The following is a 14,159-nucleotide window of genomic DNA, read 5'->3' as shown; positions in this document are numbered from 1 at the left end:
GGTCACCCCTGTTCCGGCACCCGGCACGGGGCCCGCCGCTGTCGAAGGACCCGTCACCCATGGCCGACACGCCCCCGAAGAAGGCCGCCCAGACCCGTCGCAGGACCGGCCGCCACCGCGGCGAGGGTCAGTGGGCCGCCGGACACTTCACCCCCCTCAACGCCAACGAGCAGACCAAGAAGGACGACGACGGTCTCAATGTGCGGACGCGCATTGAGACGATCTACGCCCAGCGCGGTTTCGACTCCATCGACGGCGCCGACCTACGAGGACGGATGCGCTGGTGGGGGCTCTACACCCAGCGTCGGCCGGGCATCGACGGCGGCCGGACCGCGGTGCTGGAGCCGGAGGAGCTGGACGACGAGTACTTCATGCTCCGGGTCCGCATCGACGGCGGCCGTCTCACCACCGCCCAACTGCGGGTCATCGGTGAGGTATCCGAGGAGTTCGGCCGCGGGACGGCGGACATCACCGACCGGCAGAACGTCCAGTACCACTGGATCCGCATCGAGGACATGCCGGAGATCTGGCGGCGGCTGGAGGGCGTGGGACTCTCCACCACCGAGGCGTGCGGCGACACTCCACGCGTGATCCTGGGGTCCCCCGTGGCCGGGATCGCCGAGGACGAGATCATCGACGGCACGCCGGCGATCGACGAGATCCAGCGGCGTGTCGTCGGCAACCCGGACTTCTCCAACCTGCCGCGGAAGTTCAAGTCGGCGATCTCGGGGTCGCCGCAGCTGGACGTCGCCCACGAGATCAACGACGTCGCCTTCGTCGGCGTCGACCACCCCGAGCACGGCCCGGGGTTCGACCTGTGGGTCGGTGGAGGCCTGTCCACCAACCCCAAGATCGGAGTGCGGCTCGGCGCCTGGGTCCCGCTGGAGGAGGTGGCCGACGTCTACGAGGGCGTCATCGGCATCTTCCGCGACCACGGCTACCGCCGGCTGCGGACCCGCGCGCGGCTGAAGTTCCTCGTCGCCGACTGGGGCGCGGCCCGCTTCCGCGAGGTGCTGGAGCAGGAGTACCTCGGCCGGGCGCTCCTGGACGGCCCGGCACCCGACGCGCCCGTCGAGCGCTGGCGCGACCACGTCGGGGTGCACCGGCAGCGCGACGGCCGCCACTACGTGGGGTTCGCCCCGCGGGTGGGCCGGGTGGACGGCGCCACCCTGATCCGGATCGCCGACCTCGCCGAGGCGCACGGTTCCGAGCGGGTCCGCACCACGGCCGAGCAGAAGATGGTCGTCCTCGACATCGAGGAGGACCGCGTCCCCTCGCTCGTCGAGGGGTTGGCGGCCCTGGACCTCACCACCTCCCCCTCACCGTTCCGGCGCGGCACCATGGCCTGCACCGGCATCGAGTTCTGCAAGCTGGCCATCGTCGAGACCAAGGGGCGTGCCGCCTCGCTGATCGACGAACTGGAGAAGCGACTCCCCGAGTTCACGGAGCCGGTCACCATCAACGTCAACGGCTGCCCCAACTCCTGCGCCCGTATCCAGATCGCGGACATCGGTCTCAAGGGGCAGTTGGTGACGGACGCCGAGGGCCGGCAGGTGGAGGGGTTCCAGGTCCACCTGGGCGGCTCGCTCGGGCTGGAGCCGGGGTTCGGACGCAAGGTCCGCGGTCTCAAGGTCACCTCCGACGAACTCCCCGACTACGTCGAGCGGGTGCTGCGCAACTTCAGCGACCAGCGGGCGGAAGGCGAGCGGTTCGCCACCTGGGCGGCCCGCGCGGACGAGGAGGCCCTCTCATGAGTGAACGCGCCGCCCCGTACTACTGCCCGTACTGCGGCGAGGAGGACCTGCGTCCGTCGGAGGAGGGACACGGCACCTGGGAGTGCCCCGACTGCAACCGGGCGTTCCGGCTGAAGTTCCTGGGCCTGCTGGCAGCCGGGTTCACCCGCTCCCCCACCACCGGGGAGGCGGACGGCCGGGAGCCGCCGGCCGGCGTCGGGGACGAGGAGCGGTGACCCGGCCCGATCCCGGTACGCGGGCGGTGGCCGAACGCGCCGGCCGGGAGCTGGAGGACGCCCCGGCCCTGGACATCCTGGCCTGGGCGGCGGAGACCTTCCAGGACGCGTTCTGCGTCACCTCCTCGATGGAGGACGCGGTCGTCGCCCACCTCGCGGCGCGGGTCCGCCCCGGCGTGGACGTGATCTTCCTCGACACGGGCTACCACTTCCCCGAGACGCTCGGCACCCGGGACGCGGTCGCCGCGGTGATGGACGTCAACGTCGTCACCCTGACCCCGCCGCGGACCGTCGCCGAGCAGGACGCCGAGCACGGCCCGGCGCTCCACGACCGCGACCCCGACCGCTGCTGTGCGCTGCGGAAGGTCGAACCACTGCGTCGCGGCCTGAGCGGCTACCGCGCATGGGCGACAGGGCTGCGCCGCGACGAGTCGCCCACCCGGGCGGGGACGCCGGTGGTGGGGTGGGACGAACGCCGCGGCAAGGTCAAGATCGCGCCGATCGCCCGTTGGACGCAGCGGGACGTGGACGCCTACGTCGCCGAGCACGGCGTCCTCACCAACCCGCTGCTCGACGACGGGTACGCCTCCGTCGGCTGCGCCCCCTGTACACGCCGGGTCGCGCCGGGCGAGGACGCACGCGCCGGCCGCTGGGCCGGGCGCGGCAAGACCGAGTGCGGGCTGCACGGCTGACCGGGCCACGCGACCGCCGCGGCGGCGCACCGGGTGAACGCTACCGAGACCGAGACCGAGACCGAGACGACGGACGGGACGAGACGATGACCGTGCCGCAGACCACGACGACCACCGCCGTGGGCACCGGCGCCACCGTGTGGCTGACCGGGCTGCCCAGCGCGGGCAAGACCACGATCGCCGAGAGCCTCGCGGCGCGGCTCCGCGCCGCCGGGGGCCGGGTCGAGCTCCTCGACGGGGACGAGGTACGGAGCTATCTGTCGGCGGGGCTCGGCTTCACCCGCGCCGACCGGGACGTCAACGTGCGGCGCATCGGATGGGTGGCGGAACTGCTGGCCTCCCACGGCGTGACCGTGCTCGTCCCGGTGATCGCGCCGTACGCCGACACTCGGGAGGCGGTCCGCGCCCACCACGAGGCAGCGGGCACCGCGTACCTGGAGGTGCACGTCGCCACCCCGGTGGAGGTCTGCTCGCGCCGGGACGTCAAGGGCCTCTACGCGCGGCAGGCGGCCGGGGAGTTGTCCGGACTGACCGGTGTGGACGACCCGTACGAGTCGCCTGCCCGGCCCGACCTGCGAATAGCGGCGCACGAGATGACCGTGGAGCAGTCCGCGGAGGCGCTCCACGCCCTGCTGAGCGAAAGGGGACTGCTGTGAGCACCGCGGCCAAGGTCACCCCCAGGAGAGGGGGCCCGGGCGGAACGGGCGACGGCGACAGCGCCGGCAGCCCCTTCGCCCTCTCCCACCTCGACGCACTGGAGTCGGAGGCGGTCCACATCTTCCGGGAGGTGGCGGGCGAGTTCGAGCGGCCGGTGATCCTCTTCTCCGGCGGCAAGGACTCGATCGTCATGCTGCACCTGGCGCTGAAGGCGTTCCGCCCGGCGCCACCGCCGTTCGCCCTGCTGCACGTGGACACCGGGCACAACTTCCCCGAGGTGCTGGAGTACCGGGACCGCCGCGTCGCCGAGCACGGCCTGCGGCTGCACGTCGCCTCCGTGCAGGAGTTCATCGACGACGGCCGGCTCCGGGAGCGCCCCGACGGCACCCGCAACCCCCTGCAGACCGTTCCGTTGCTGGACGCGATCGACCGCAACCGGTTCGACGCGGTCTTCGGCGGTGGCAGGCGCGACGAGGAGAAGGCCCGCGCCAAGGAACGCGTCTTCTCGCTGCGGGACGAGTTCGGCGGCTGGGACCCCCGCCGCCAGCGCCCGGAGCTGTGGCAGCTCTACAACGGCCGCCACGCGCCGGGCGAGCACGTCCGAGTGTTCCCGCTCTCCAACTGGACCGAACTGGACGTCTGGCAGTACATCGCCCGGGAGGAGGTCGAGCTGCCCGCGATCTACTACGCCCACGAGCGGGAGGTGTTCCGCCGCGACGGCATGTGGCTGGCCCCCGGCGCGTGGGGCGGCCCCCGCGAAGGGGAGGAGTCCGGGACCCGACGGGTCCGCTACCGCACCGTCGGCGACATGTCCTGCACCGGCGCGGTGGAGTCCGACGCGGACAGCGTCGAGAAGGTGATCCTGGAGATCGCCGCCTCCCGCCTGACCGAGCGCGGCGCGACCCGCGCCGACGACAAACTCTCCGAAGCCGCGATGGAAGACCGCAAGCGCGAAGGGTACTTCTGATGACCGCCCCGACGCACGGCCCCACGCACGGCCGGACCCGGTCGTCGCTGAGCGAGCAGACCGCCGCCACCTCACTGCTGCGGTTCGCCACCGCGGGTTCGGTCGACGACGGCAAGTCCACCCTGGTGGGCAGGCTGCTCCACGACTCCAAGTCCGTGCTGACCGACCAACTGGAGGCAGTCGAGCACGCCAGCCGCAGCCGGGGGCGCGGCGAGCCCGACCTCGCGCTGCTGACCGACGGCCTGCGGGCGGAACGCGAGCAGGGCATCACCATCGACGTGGCCTACCGCTACTTCGCCACCGCGCGCCGCCGCTTCATCCTCGCCGACACCCCCGGCCACGTGCAGTACACCCGCAACATGGTGACGGGTGCCTCCACCGCCCAGCTGGCGGTGGTCCTGGTGGACGCCCGCAACGGCGTCGTGGAGCAGACCCGCCGTCACGCGGCGGTGGCGGCACTGCTGCGCGTCCCGCACCTCGTCCTCGCGGTCAACAAGATGGACCTGGTGGAGTACGCCGAGCCCGTCTTCGCCGCCATCGCGGCCGAGTTCACCGAGTACGCCGCGAGCCTGGGTGTGCCGGAGGTGACCGCCGTCCCGATCTCGGCCCTCACCGGCGACAACGTCGTCACCCCCTCGGCGGCGATGGACTGGTACGGCGGTCCGACGGTCCTGGAGCACCTGGAGGGAGTGCGGGTCGCGGACGACCCCACCGAGGACCCTGCGAGGTTCCCCGTGCAGTACGTGATCCGGCCGCAGAGCGAGGAGCTCCCCGACTACCGCGGCTACGCGGGCCAGCTCTCCTCCGGGGTGCTGCGGGTCGGGGAACGCGTGGCGGTGCTGCCGTCGGGGCGGCTCACGACAATCACCGGGATCGACCTGCTGGGCGAGCCCGTGGACGTCGCCTGGGCCCCGCAGTCGGTGACACTCCGGCTCGCCGACGACCTCGACGTCTCGCGCGGCGACCTGATCGCCCCGGCCGCGACGGCCGCGGCACCCACCCAGGACCTGACCGCGACGGTGTGCCACCTGCACGACCGGCCGCTGCGGGTGGGGGCGCGCGTGCTGCTCAAGCACACCACCCGCACCGTGAAGGCCGTCGTCAGGGAGATCCCCTCCCGGCTCTCCCTCGCCGACCTGAGCCACGAGCCCGACCCCGCCGAGCTGGCCGCCAACGACATCGGCCGGATCGTGGTCCGTGCCGCCGAGCCACTGGCGCTGGACGCCTACGCCGAGTCCCGCCGTACCGGATCCTTCCTGCTGATCGACCCGGCCGACGGCACCACGCTGACCGCGGGGATGGCGGGCGAGGCGTTCGGCCGCGGCCAGGACGCCGACCGGGCCGACGACGAGGGCTGGGACTTCTGACCATGACGACGCCTCCCCACGTCAGCCGCCCCCGGCCCGACAGGCCGGCGATCGGTGGCGCGTTCGCCACCTTCGACCAGGCGGGCGGACGGATCGGCAGCGGCCTGCGCGGCAGCGGGCAGGGTGGCATCGGACGATGTGCACGGTGACGCCCGCAGCCGTGCGGCCGTCACGCCCCGTCCGACACCCACTGCCCGTCAGAACCGGGCCGGAGTAGCCCCCAGCGGCGCCCGGCCCCGAAGGGACATCCCGTGCGTACGCTCCTCCCCCGCAGATCCGTCCGTCTCGTCGGTGGCGCCGCCGCCCTCCTGCTGGCCGTCTCCGCCTGCGGCTACGGTTCCGAGAGCTCCGGCTCCTCCGACTCGGGTTCCGGCTCCGGCTCCGGCTCGCGGGACTCCGACGCCGCGAGCCTCTCCACCGACCGGGTGAACATCGGCTACTTCGCCAACATCACCCACGCCACCGCGCTGATCGGGCTGGACGACGACGGTGCCATCCGCCAGGAGCTGGGCGGCACCGAGATCAACACGCAGGTCTTCAACGCCGGCCCCTCCGCCATCGAGGCGCTCAACGCGGGCGCCGTCGACCTGACGTTCATCGGCCCCAACCCCGCCATTAACGGCTTCGCCCAGTCCGGCGGCCAGGCGTTGCGCGTCGTGGCCGGCGCGGCCTCCGGAGGCGCCTCCCTCGTGGTCAACCCCGACACCGTCGACGGCCTCGACGACCTGGCCGGGAAGTCGATCGCCACCCCGCAGCTCGGCAACACCCAGGACGTGGCGCTGCTGAACTATCTGGTGGGCGAGGGCTTCGAGGTCGATCCGGCGACCGGACGGGGCGACGTCACGGTGCTGCGCATCCCCAACGCCGAGATACCCAACGCCTACGAGTCGGGCGCGATCGACGGTGCCTGGGTTCCGGAGCCCTCCGCGGCCAACCTCGTCACCCGCGGGGCGGAGACGCTGCTCGACGAGGGCGAGCTGTGGGAGGACGGCCGGTACGTCGTCACCCACCTCATCGCCTCCCAGAGCTTCCTGGAGGAGCATCCCGACGTGGTGGAGGCGGTCATCCGCGGTCTGGTGACCACCACCGACTGGATCAACGACAACCCCGAGGACGCCAAGTCGGAGGCCAACGCGGCCCTGGAGGCGCTCAACGGCAGCCCGCTGCCGGAGGACGTGCTCGACCCGGCCTTCGCCAACGTCGAGTTCCTGTACGACCCGATCGCCACCAGCCTGCGCGACGGCGCCGACCACGCGGTCGCCGCCGGGCTGCTCGACGAGACCGACCTGACCGGCATCTACGACCTGACGCTGCTGAACAAGGTCCTCGCCGACGTCGGGAAGCAGGAGATCACCGAAGACGGCGGTCTCGGCGTCCGCTGACCACCGAGACCAGCAGGAGGTATCCGATGGCCCTCACCGTCACCACGCCGGACTCCGACTCCGACTCCGGCCGCGCCACCACCGCCCAGCACGCGGTCCGCTTCGCATCGGTCAGCAAGTCGTTCGGCCGCGCCGCCTCACGGCAGCGCGCCGTCGAAGAGGTCGACCTGACCGTCCGACCGGGGGAGTTCGTCACCCTCATCGGCGCCTCGGGCTGCGGCAAGTCCACGCTGCTCAACCTGGTCGCCGGGCTCGACGCGCCGACCTCGGGGAGCATCGACGTCCCCGGCGGCCGGCCCGCCCTGATGTTCCAGGAGCACGCGCTCTTCCCCTGGCTCACCGCCGGCCGCAACATCGAACTGGCGCTGCGACTGCGCGGCGTCCCCAAGAAGGAACGCCGACCGGAGGCGGAACGCCTGCTGGAACTCGTGCGGTTGGGCGGCACCCACGGCAAGCGCATCCACGAGCTATCCGGCGGGATGCGGCAACGCGTCGCCCTGGCGAGGGCGTTGGCGCAGGACAGTCAACTTCTGCTGATGGACGAGCCGTTCGCGGCGCTCGACGCCATCACCCGCGACGTCCTCCACGAGGAACTGACGCGGGTGTGGCAGGAGACCGGCCTGTCCGTGCTGTTCGTGACGCACAACGTGCGCGAGGCGGTACGGCTCGCGCAGCGCGTGGTCCTGCTCTCCTCCCGGCCGGGCCGGGTGGTGCGGGAGTGGAAGATCGACATCCCGCAGCCGCGCCGCATCGAGGACGCGGCGGTCTCCGCCCTGTCCGTCGAGATCACCGACCACCTTCGCCAGGAGATCCGTCGCCATGTCCAGCACTGACGCCGACACCGCACGCGGCGCCGACAGGCCGGGCGGCGACCCCGGGCCGGCCGGTGGCGCCGACCGGCAGCGGAGCGACCTCGCCGACCTGGAGGCGGGACTCGACGCGCTGGAGACCCGGCCCGCCCCGGACCGTCCGCCCGTCGGCCGCGTCCTGCTCGACAAGGTGGTGCCGCCGCTGGCCGCGATCGTCCTGGTCCTCACCGTCTGGCAGATCGTCCACCTCTCCGGGATCAAGCCCGACTACCTGCTGCCCGGCCCGCTGGACGTCTGGGGCGCCGTCGAGCAGATGTGGGTGCAGGGGACGCTGCTGGACTACATCTGGACCAGCGTCTCCCGGGGGATCTCCGGCTTCGCCATCGCCATCGCGCTGGGCACCCCGCTGGGGCTGCTCATCGCACGGGTGAGGGTGGTTCGGGCGGCGATCGGGCCCATCGTGACCGGACTCCAGTCGCTCCCCTCGATCGCCTGGGTGCCGGCCGCGATCATCTGGTTCGGGCTGACCAACGGCACCATCTACGCCGTGATCCTGCTCGGTGCCGTCCCGTCGATCGCCAACGGCATCGTCGCGGGTGTCGACCAGATCCCGCCGATCCACCTGCGGGCGGGCCGGACCCTGGGAGCGACCGGGCTGACCGGGGTGCGACACATCCTGCTCCCCGCCGCCCTCCCCGGGTACCTCGCGGGTCTCAAGCAGGGCTGGGCCTTCTCCTGGCGTTCGCTGATGGCCGCGGAGCTGATCGTCAACGCGCCCGCCCTGGGAACCGGTCTGGGACAGTTGATGGAGAACTACCGCACCATGCAGAACATGTCGGGCGTGCTCGCCGCGATCCTGCTGATCCTGCTGGTCGGTGTCGCGATCGACCTGCTGTTCTTCTCACCGCTGGAGCGACGGGTGCTGCGCAGCAGGGGACTGCTGGGAAGGAGCGGCTGAGCGATGACGTCACCCCACCCCCGGCGCGGGCTCGCCCCGGTGGCCTCCCGCGGGCCCGCCCCGGCGCTGCTGGTCGTCGCCCACGGCAGCCGCGACCCGCGCCACGCGGCCACGGTCACCGCCCTGCTGGAGCGGGTCCGCGCGCAGCGGCCGGAGCAGCGGGTCCACGGCTGCTACCTGGACTTCACCCTGCCCGGCCCCGGACAGGCGCTGGAGCGGCTGCGGGAGGCGGGCGTACGGGAGGTGGTGGCGGTACCGCTGCTGCTCACGGACGCCTACCACGCCAAGAAGGACATCCCCGAGGTACTGGCGGCGCAGGCGGCGCGTCCGGGTGCGCCGGTGGTGCGGCAGGCACCGGTCCTGGGGCCGGACCTGCTGCTGACCGCCGCCTTGACGCGCCGGCTCCGCGAGGTCGGGGTCGGTCCCGCGGACGCCGCGGGGACCGGCGTCGTGCTGGCCGCGGCGGGCTCCTCGGACCCGGAGGCGATCGCGACGGTCGCGGCAACCGCGCGGGAGTGGCGGCGCACCGCTGGATGGTGCGCCGTGCGGCCCGCGTTCGCCTCCGCGTCGCCGCCCACCACGGCGGACGCCGTGCGCGCCCTGCGCGCGCAGGGCGTCCGCCGGGTGGCGGTGGCACCGTACGTGCTGGCACCGGGGCGATTGCCGGACCGCATCGCGCGCGGCGCGGAAGAGGCGGGCGCGGACGTCGTCGCACCGGTGATCGGTGACTGCCCGGAACTGGCCGAGCTGGTACTCAGGCGCTGGGAGGCCGGTGTCGCGGCGCCGCCGGTACGGGCGCCGCGGCGAGGAGCTGCGGCGGGCGGCGGACGCGGTTGAGACCGCCCGCCGCCGACGCCCGTGGGACCGGCCCGGAACCCCCTTCGGAGGGGGTTCCGGGCCGGTCCTGTCCTCGTCAGCCGGCGGGCGTCACGTACTTGTACCCGACGCGGTGGACGGTGACGACGCGCGCGCGGTACTCCCCGAGCTTGCGCCGCACCCGCGCCACGTGGACGTCGACAGTGCGCCGGTCCCCGACCGGCCCGTACCCCCAGACGGTCTCGACCAGCTGGTCCCGGGTGAAGACGCGGTGGGGGTGGGCGACGAGCAGGGACAGCAGCTCGTACTCCAGGTAGGTCAGGTCGAGCGGCACCCCGTCGACCTCGACGGTCCGCGCGGTGCGGTCGACGACGATGCCGGCGCTCTCCCGGACCTCGGCGGTCCGCGGCCCGGCGGCCCACGGACCGGTCGGGGCCGCGCCGACCGGGGCACCGACCGCGTGGACGGCCGTGGGCGCAGCCACCGCGCCGGTGGGGACGGGCAGCACCGTCAGCGGCATCGGCGGGCCGCGGAACTCCGCCCGGACCGCGTTCAGCAGGTCAGTGGGATCGGTGCCCGCGGGAGCCAGCACCAGGTACCCGACCAGCGGGGCGCGGCCGGGGTCGGCAGTGACGGCGGCCTGGGTCGGCGGGCCGGCCGGCCGGGCCTGCCGGCGGGCCAGCGGCAGCAGCTGGGGGGCGGCGACCGGGCCGGAGGGCGGGGTGAGGTCCGCCAGAGCGGTGGAGGAATGCATGGTCTGCTCCTGTTTCCTCAGGGATGCGAGGTGGGAGGGCCGGTGCGCCGCGGGTGGCGGCGCCGGCCGGGTGCGCGGCGCGCTGCGGGCGGGCGCGGTCAGGCGCCGGCCCCGGTGTGGACGGGCAGCGACTCGACGAAGTCGTCGACGACGGCGAAGAGCCGCTGTTCGGCGGCCTCGCGCAGCCGGGTGCCGCCCGTCGGGGAGCGCTCGACGTCGTCGTCGAGGAACAGGCAGCCGCCCACGATGTGCCGGGCGCCCAGCGAGCTGAGCACCGGCCGCAGCGCGTAGTCCAGGGCGAGCAGTTGGGTGACGGAGCCGGAGGTCACGAGCGGGAGCACGGTCTTGCCGGCGAGCGCGGCGTGCGGCAGAAGGTCGAGGAAGGTCTTCAGGACGCCGGAGTAGGCGCCCCGGACGACGGGCGTGGCGACGATGACGCCGTCGGCGAGGGCGACGGCGTCCACGGCTCTGTGGATCTCGGCGGACTCCGCCCGCCCCGCCAGCAGTTCCTCGGCCGGGAGGCCGTGGACCGCGAGGTGGGCGGCGTCGAAACCGGTGGCGGTGAGCCGGTCGATGGCGTGAGGTACCAGCAACTCGGCGCGGGAGTGCGGCGAGCTGCCGCCTGAGACGGCGAGGATGTGTGTCATGGGGACTCCGGGCGGGTGGACCACGGGCGGCGGACCGGCGGTGTTCGCCGGGCGGGGCGGTCCGGTCACCCGAGGCGCCACCCGCCTCGCTCCCGTCGGGTGCCCGGCGGTCCCGGCGGCAGGGCGCGGTGCCGTGCCACCGGGTCAGGGGCGGTTCCGAAGGGAGGCGCGGGAGCGGCAGCACGCGGCGGCCACCGGGAACGCGTCCCGGACGGCCGTGGCGGGGCTCGGCTGACCGTGTCTCAGCGGCAGCCGGCACACAGGGCGCTGGCCTGGCGGCGGAGATCGACGTGCAACCGCACGAAGAGGAGGTCGGCCTGGCTCACGCAACGAGCTTCGCAGTGCCTTCGGTTGGCGTCAAGAACGCAGCCCCCGGGTCTCGCATGCCGGATGCCGCCGCCTCGTGCGGTGGTTGCCGCCGTCGGCGCGGGGCGCTGCGACGGCGCGCCCGCCACGGAGCCGACCTCCCTTCGCGTCGTGTGACTGTGTCCCGGCCGCCGGGACCGGATAACCTGCCGGGGTGCCGGATGAGACGTCAGCGGAGCGTTCGCGATCGTGGCCACCACGCGGTATCGCGGTGTCGGTCCTGATCAGCATGGGTGCCTGGATGGTCTTCGGCTCGCCGGGCGGCGAGCCCAGGACCCCGCCGGAGCAGACCCTCGACGGGTGGCGGGTGGTGCCCGGCCAGACGGCCGAGGAGGCCCGTTGCGGCTACCAGGGCGAATGGGCGGTGCTGGAGTACGTGGCGGGACCGCCCACCCGGGTCGGTGAGGACCTCTTCGTGCAGAGCGGCGACCGCTGGGAGTTCGAGGACGACTGGGAGGCCGCCAACCTCCAGGTCGCGATCGTGGGCGACCCCCTCCCCGGTTCGCCCCAGGAGGGGATGGACGCCTTCGACCTCGCCGACCGGTTGCAGAGCGCCCCCGCCGACTGGCGCCACGGCGGGCGCACCGCCTGCGTCCCGGTGGGCGAGGAGCGCCAGGGGCCGCCGCGCTGAGAGCGTCTTCGAGACCCCGCGTCGGATCGGCTCGCGGCGTCAGATGCGGTCAGCTGCACGGCGGAGGGGCACCCTCATACCGGGTTGTGATCGGGTGTTCCTGACAACGCAGCAGATGGCCGTAGCCGGCGTCGCGGGCCCGGCGTGGGGTCTCACACACGCGCTGAGACGGACGGGAGGCGCAGCGCTCCTCGCGCGGCGTCCTCACAGGGTGGCCAGGACCTCCCGTTCGCGGGCGGCGTCGAGCCCCACCGGCGGCCGGTCCGCCCGCAACGGGACAGCGGCGAGCGGCGACAGCCGGCGCCAGGTGTCCTCGACGGTCTCCGCGACCGGACGGCAGCGCAGTCCGGCCGAGTGCGCCAGCCGGGTGTCCGCGCCGTGGAGCGCGGTGTGGAGTTCCCCCGGCGGCAGCCAGACCGGGAGGTCGGTCCAGGGTTCGATTCCGGCCTGCCGCAACGCCTCGGGTGCCGCCCAGCGCAATGTCGCGGCGGAGCCGGTCGCGGCCACGCACGCCTCCAGCAGCGATCCCATGGTGGCGTGGCCGCTCCGGGAGGCCGTGTCGAAGGCGCCTGTCAGGCCGCGGGCACCGGCATCCAGCAGCCAGACCGCCAGGTCGCGGGCGTCCACGTACTGGAGGGGAAGCTCGGGCGGGCCCGGCGCGAGGACGGCGCCGCCGCGGCTGATCCGCAGCAGCCACCAGGGCAGCCGGCCGATGTCCTCGTGCGGGCCCAGGATCAGCCCGGCGCGGGCCAGCAGGCAGGCGTCGGGGAACGACTCGCCCACAGCGATCTCCGCGCCCCGCTTGTCGCGCGCGTACTCCGTGGCCGGGCCGTCGGCGTCGGCCGCGACCACGGGCGCGGACTCGGCGGTCGGCGCGCCCGCCGGCCGGGGGTGGACGTAGACGGAGCGGGAGGAGACGTAGCCGTAGTGGCCGACCCTGCCCGCGAGCATGCGGGCGGTGCGCCGCACCGCGACGGGGGCGCCGGACCAGGTGTCGACGGCCAGGTCCCACTCCCCCGCGGCCAGGGCAGTCGTGCCGTCCGCCGAGGAGCGGTCGCCACGCAGTCCGCGCACTCCGGGCAGGTCCGGCGCGTTGCCCCGGTGGAACGCGGTGACCTGCCATCCGCGGCGCAGCGCCTCGGCCACCACCGCCCGTCCGACGAACCCGGTCCCGCCCAGCATCAGAAGTCTCATACCGTTCAGCGTGCCCGGCGGCGGCTGCCCGCGGCGGACGCTCGGCGGAGAGCGGAATCGCCGTGCGCGAACGCGTGCCGGCCCCGGGGCGCCGGCCGGCGCGCGGCGGGGGTCAATCGGCGGGGGTCGCCTCCGCGAGTTCCAGCAGCCGGGTGACGGTGCGCCAGTTCCGCGCGGTGGCGAAACCGACGGGCGGCTGGGCGGACAGCGCCTGCGCGAGACGGCTGCGGCCGGAACCGTTCGGGTAGCGCACGTAGATCTGGCGTTCCCCGAGCCGCATCTCGTCGGGGGCGAACCGGGCGGGATCGGCGTCCGCCAGCGGGTGTTCCCGCGACGACCGGTCCAGGAAGACCACGTGCAGCCGGGTCGGGTCGATGCCCTCGGTGGGAAACGGGCAGCGGGCGACGACCCCGCGCAGGGCCGCGACGCCCAGGACGAGAGCCTCCACCGGGAACCCGAAACGCTCCCGGAGGTCCGCCTCCACCGCGGACGCCACCGCCTCGGGAGGCCCCGGGTCGGTCACGAGGACGGCGTTGCCGCTCTGCAGCAGCGTACGGACCCGCCGGTGGCCGGCGGCGACGAGCACCTCTCGCAGTTCGGCCATGGGCACCTTGCGGCTGCCGCCGACGTTGACACCCCGCAGCAGCAGCACCCGAACCGTCGCTTCACTCATACGGGCAGCCTAGGGCGAGTCGTTCGGATCTTTCGTGGATCAGGCCGCGGCGTCCGGCGCGGCGCACCGCAGGACGCCGGATCGCGGCTCGTACGGGGTCGTACTCGCGTGGTCCGGTGACGCGGCGAGATGCCGTGCCAGGCGTCGCGGCTCCACGGACGGCCCGAACGACACGCCCTGACCGCCCGCGGTCCCCGCCCCCATGCCCCTCACCGCGTGGTGGCGGTGCCGCGCGGCTCCCCCGCTCGGCACGGTGGCGGGGGGGGGGGGGGGGGGG

16 protein-coding genes are annotated in these 14,159 nt (G+C 73.9%); 12 read left to right on the top strand and 4 right to left on the bottom strand.

Annotation, left to right across the window (positions count from 1 at the left end; all coding sequences use genetic code 11):
* Positions 1-59 precede the first annotated feature (59 nt).
* The 11 genes from HCJ92_RS02010 (at position 60) to HCJ92_RS01960 (ending at position 9,638) form a co-directional block, all read left to right on the top strand.
* Positions 60-1,754, top strand: coding sequence for a nitrite/sulfite reductase (locus tag HCJ92_RS02010; RefSeq protein ID WP_167931614.1), 1,695 nt, complete (start codon positions 60-62; stop codon positions 1,752-1,754).
* Positions 1,751-1,969, top strand: a complete 219-nt coding sequence (locus HCJ92_RS25485; protein WP_167931613.1) for a hypothetical protein — start codon at positions 1,751-1,753, stop codon at positions 1,967-1,969. Before HCJ92_RS02010 ends, HCJ92_RS25485 begins: the two co-directional genes overlap by 4 nt.
* Positions 1,966-2,661 carry a phosphoadenylyl-sulfate reductase gene (locus tag HCJ92_RS02000; RefSeq protein ID WP_167931612.1) on the top strand — a complete coding sequence of 232 codons (696 nt, stop codon included), beginning with the start codon at positions 1,966-1,968 and terminating at the stop codon, positions 2,659-2,661. The genes HCJ92_RS25485 and HCJ92_RS02000 overlap by 4 nt, the downstream gene beginning before the upstream one ends.
* An 86-nt stretch (positions 2,662-2,747) precedes the next feature.
* The gene (cysC, locus tag HCJ92_RS01995) at positions 2,748-3,317 is read left to right on the top strand and encodes an adenylyl-sulfate kinase (RefSeq protein ID WP_167931611.1); all 570 of its coding nucleotides are present in this window, start codon (positions 2,748-2,750) and stop codon (positions 3,315-3,317) included.
* Positions 3,314-4,285, top strand: coding sequence for a sulfate adenylyltransferase subunit CysD (gene cysD / locus HCJ92_RS01990; protein WP_167931610.1), 972 nt, complete (start codon positions 3,314-3,316; stop codon positions 4,283-4,285). The genes cysC and cysD overlap by 4 nt, the downstream gene beginning before the upstream one ends.
* Complete coding sequence (locus HCJ92_RS01985; RefSeq protein ID WP_167931609.1) at positions 4,285-5,652, top strand: sulfate adenylyltransferase subunit 1; 1,368 nt, start codon at positions 4,285-4,287, stop codon at positions 5,650-5,652. The genes cysD and HCJ92_RS01985 overlap by 1 nt, the downstream gene beginning before the upstream one ends.
* A 2-nt stretch (positions 5,653-5,654) precedes the next feature.
* Complete coding sequence (locus HCJ92_RS01980; protein ID WP_167931608.1) at positions 5,655-5,801, top strand: hypothetical protein; 147 nt, start codon at positions 5,655-5,657, stop codon at positions 5,799-5,801.
* 102 nt (positions 5,802-5,903) lie between these two features.
* Positions 5,904-7,034: an aliphatic sulfonate ABC transporter substrate-binding protein gene (locus tag HCJ92_RS01975; protein WP_167931607.1), complete on the top strand. Its 1,131-nt coding sequence runs from the start codon at positions 5,904-5,906 to the stop codon at positions 7,032-7,034.
* Positions 7,035-7,060: 26 nt separating this feature from the next.
* Positions 7,061-7,867, top strand: coding sequence for an ABC transporter ATP-binding protein (locus HCJ92_RS01970; RefSeq protein ID WP_167931606.1), 807 nt, complete (start codon positions 7,061-7,063; stop codon positions 7,865-7,867).
* On the top strand, positions 7,854-8,801 hold the full coding sequence (locus HCJ92_RS01965) for an ABC transporter permease (RefSeq protein WP_167931605.1): 948 nt from the start codon (positions 7,854-7,856) through the stop codon (positions 8,799-8,801). Before HCJ92_RS01970 ends, HCJ92_RS01965 begins: the two co-directional genes overlap by 14 nt.
* 3 nt (positions 8,802-8,804) lie before the next feature.
* Positions 8,805-9,638, top strand: coding sequence for a sirohydrochlorin chelatase (locus HCJ92_RS01960; protein ID WP_167931604.1), 834 nt, complete (start codon positions 8,805-8,807; stop codon positions 9,636-9,638).
* A gap of 76 nt (positions 9,639-9,714) precedes the next feature.
* On the opposite strand, the gene HCJ92_RS01955 is transcribed toward HCJ92_RS01960, so the two are convergent.
* Positions 9,715-10,371 (bottom strand): winged helix-turn-helix domain-containing protein, encoded by a 657-nt coding sequence (locus HCJ92_RS01955; protein ID WP_167931603.1) that lies wholly within the window; start codon positions 10,369-10,371, stop codon positions 9,715-9,717.
* A 98-nt stretch (positions 10,372-10,469) separates the two neighbouring features.
* Positions 10,470-11,018: an NADPH-dependent FMN reductase gene (gene ssuE / locus HCJ92_RS01950; RefSeq protein ID WP_167931602.1), complete on the bottom strand. Its 549-nt coding sequence runs from the start codon at positions 11,016-11,018 to the stop codon at positions 10,470-10,472.
* Positions 11,019-11,538: 520 nt separating this feature from the next.
* On the opposite strand from ssuE, the gene HCJ92_RS01945 reads away from it, so the two are divergent.
* Positions 11,539-12,015, top strand: a complete 477-nt coding sequence (locus HCJ92_RS01945; RefSeq protein WP_167931601.1) for a hypothetical protein — start codon at positions 11,539-11,541, stop codon at positions 12,013-12,015.
* 204 nt (positions 12,016-12,219) lie between these two features.
* On the opposite strand, the gene HCJ92_RS01940 is transcribed toward HCJ92_RS01945, so the two are convergent.
* Positions 12,220-13,209 (bottom strand): Rossmann-fold NAD(P)-binding domain-containing protein, encoded by a 990-nt coding sequence (locus tag HCJ92_RS01940; RefSeq protein ID WP_167931600.1) that lies wholly within the window; start codon positions 13,207-13,209, stop codon positions 12,220-12,222.
* Positions 13,210-13,321: 112 nt separating this feature from the next.
* Positions 13,322-13,882 (bottom strand): DUF1697 domain-containing protein, encoded by a 561-nt coding sequence (locus HCJ92_RS01935; RefSeq protein WP_167931599.1) that lies wholly within the window; start codon positions 13,880-13,882, stop codon positions 13,322-13,324.
* Positions 13,883-14,159: the final 277 nt, after the last annotated feature.

It is taken from the genome of Streptomyces spiramenti, assembly GCF_012034385.1.
GTDB classification, from domain to species: Bacteria; Actinomycetota; Actinomycetes; order Streptomycetales; family Streptomycetaceae; genus Streptomyces; species Streptomyces spiramenti.
This window is presented reverse-complemented; position numbering and strand designations above follow the sequence as displayed.

Excerpts from the sequence above, each read along its gene's own strand:
- HCJ92_RS02010 (WP_167931614.1), top strand. The coding sequence starts at position 60 with ATGGCCGACACGCCCCCGAAGAAGGCCGCCCAGACCCGTCGCAGGACC.
- HCJ92_RS25485 (WP_167931613.1), top strand. The coding sequence starts at position 1,751 with ATGAGTGAACGCGCCGCCCCGTACTACTGCCCGTACTGCGGCGAGGAG.
- cysC (WP_167931611.1), top strand. The coding sequence starts at position 2,748 with ATGACCGTGCCGCAGACCACGACGACCACCGCCGTGGGCACCGGCGCC.
- HCJ92_RS01985 (WP_167931609.1), top strand. The coding sequence starts at position 4,285 with ATGACCGCCCCGACGCACGGCCCCACGCACGGCCGGACCCGGTCGTCG.
- HCJ92_RS01980 (WP_167931608.1), top strand. The coding sequence starts at position 5,655 with ATGACGACGCCTCCCCACGTCAGCCGCCCCCGGCCCGACAGGCCGGCG.
- HCJ92_RS01970 (WP_167931606.1), top strand. The coding sequence starts at position 7,061 with ATGGCCCTCACCGTCACCACGCCGGACTCCGACTCCGACTCCGGCCGC.
- HCJ92_RS01965 (WP_167931605.1), top strand. The coding sequence starts at position 7,854 with ATGTCCAGCACTGACGCCGACACCGCACGCGGCGCCGACAGGCCGGGC.
- HCJ92_RS01960 (WP_167931604.1), top strand. The coding sequence starts at position 8,805 with ATGACGTCACCCCACCCCCGGCGCGGGCTCGCCCCGGTGGCCTCCCGC.
- HCJ92_RS01955 (WP_167931603.1), bottom strand. The coding sequence starts at position 10,371 with ATGCATTCCTCCACCGCTCTGGCGGACCTCACCCCGCCCTCCGGCCCG.
- ssuE (WP_167931602.1), bottom strand. The coding sequence starts at position 11,018 with ATGACACACATCCTCGCCGTCTCAGGCGGCAGCTCGCCGCACTCCCGC.
- HCJ92_RS01940 (WP_167931600.1), bottom strand. The coding sequence starts at position 13,209 with ATGAGACTTCTGATGCTGGGCGGGACCGGGTTCGTCGGACGGGCGGTG.
- HCJ92_RS01935 (WP_167931599.1), bottom strand. The coding sequence starts at position 13,882 with ATGAGTGAAGCGACGGTTCGGGTGCTGCTGCTGCGGGGTGTCAACGTC.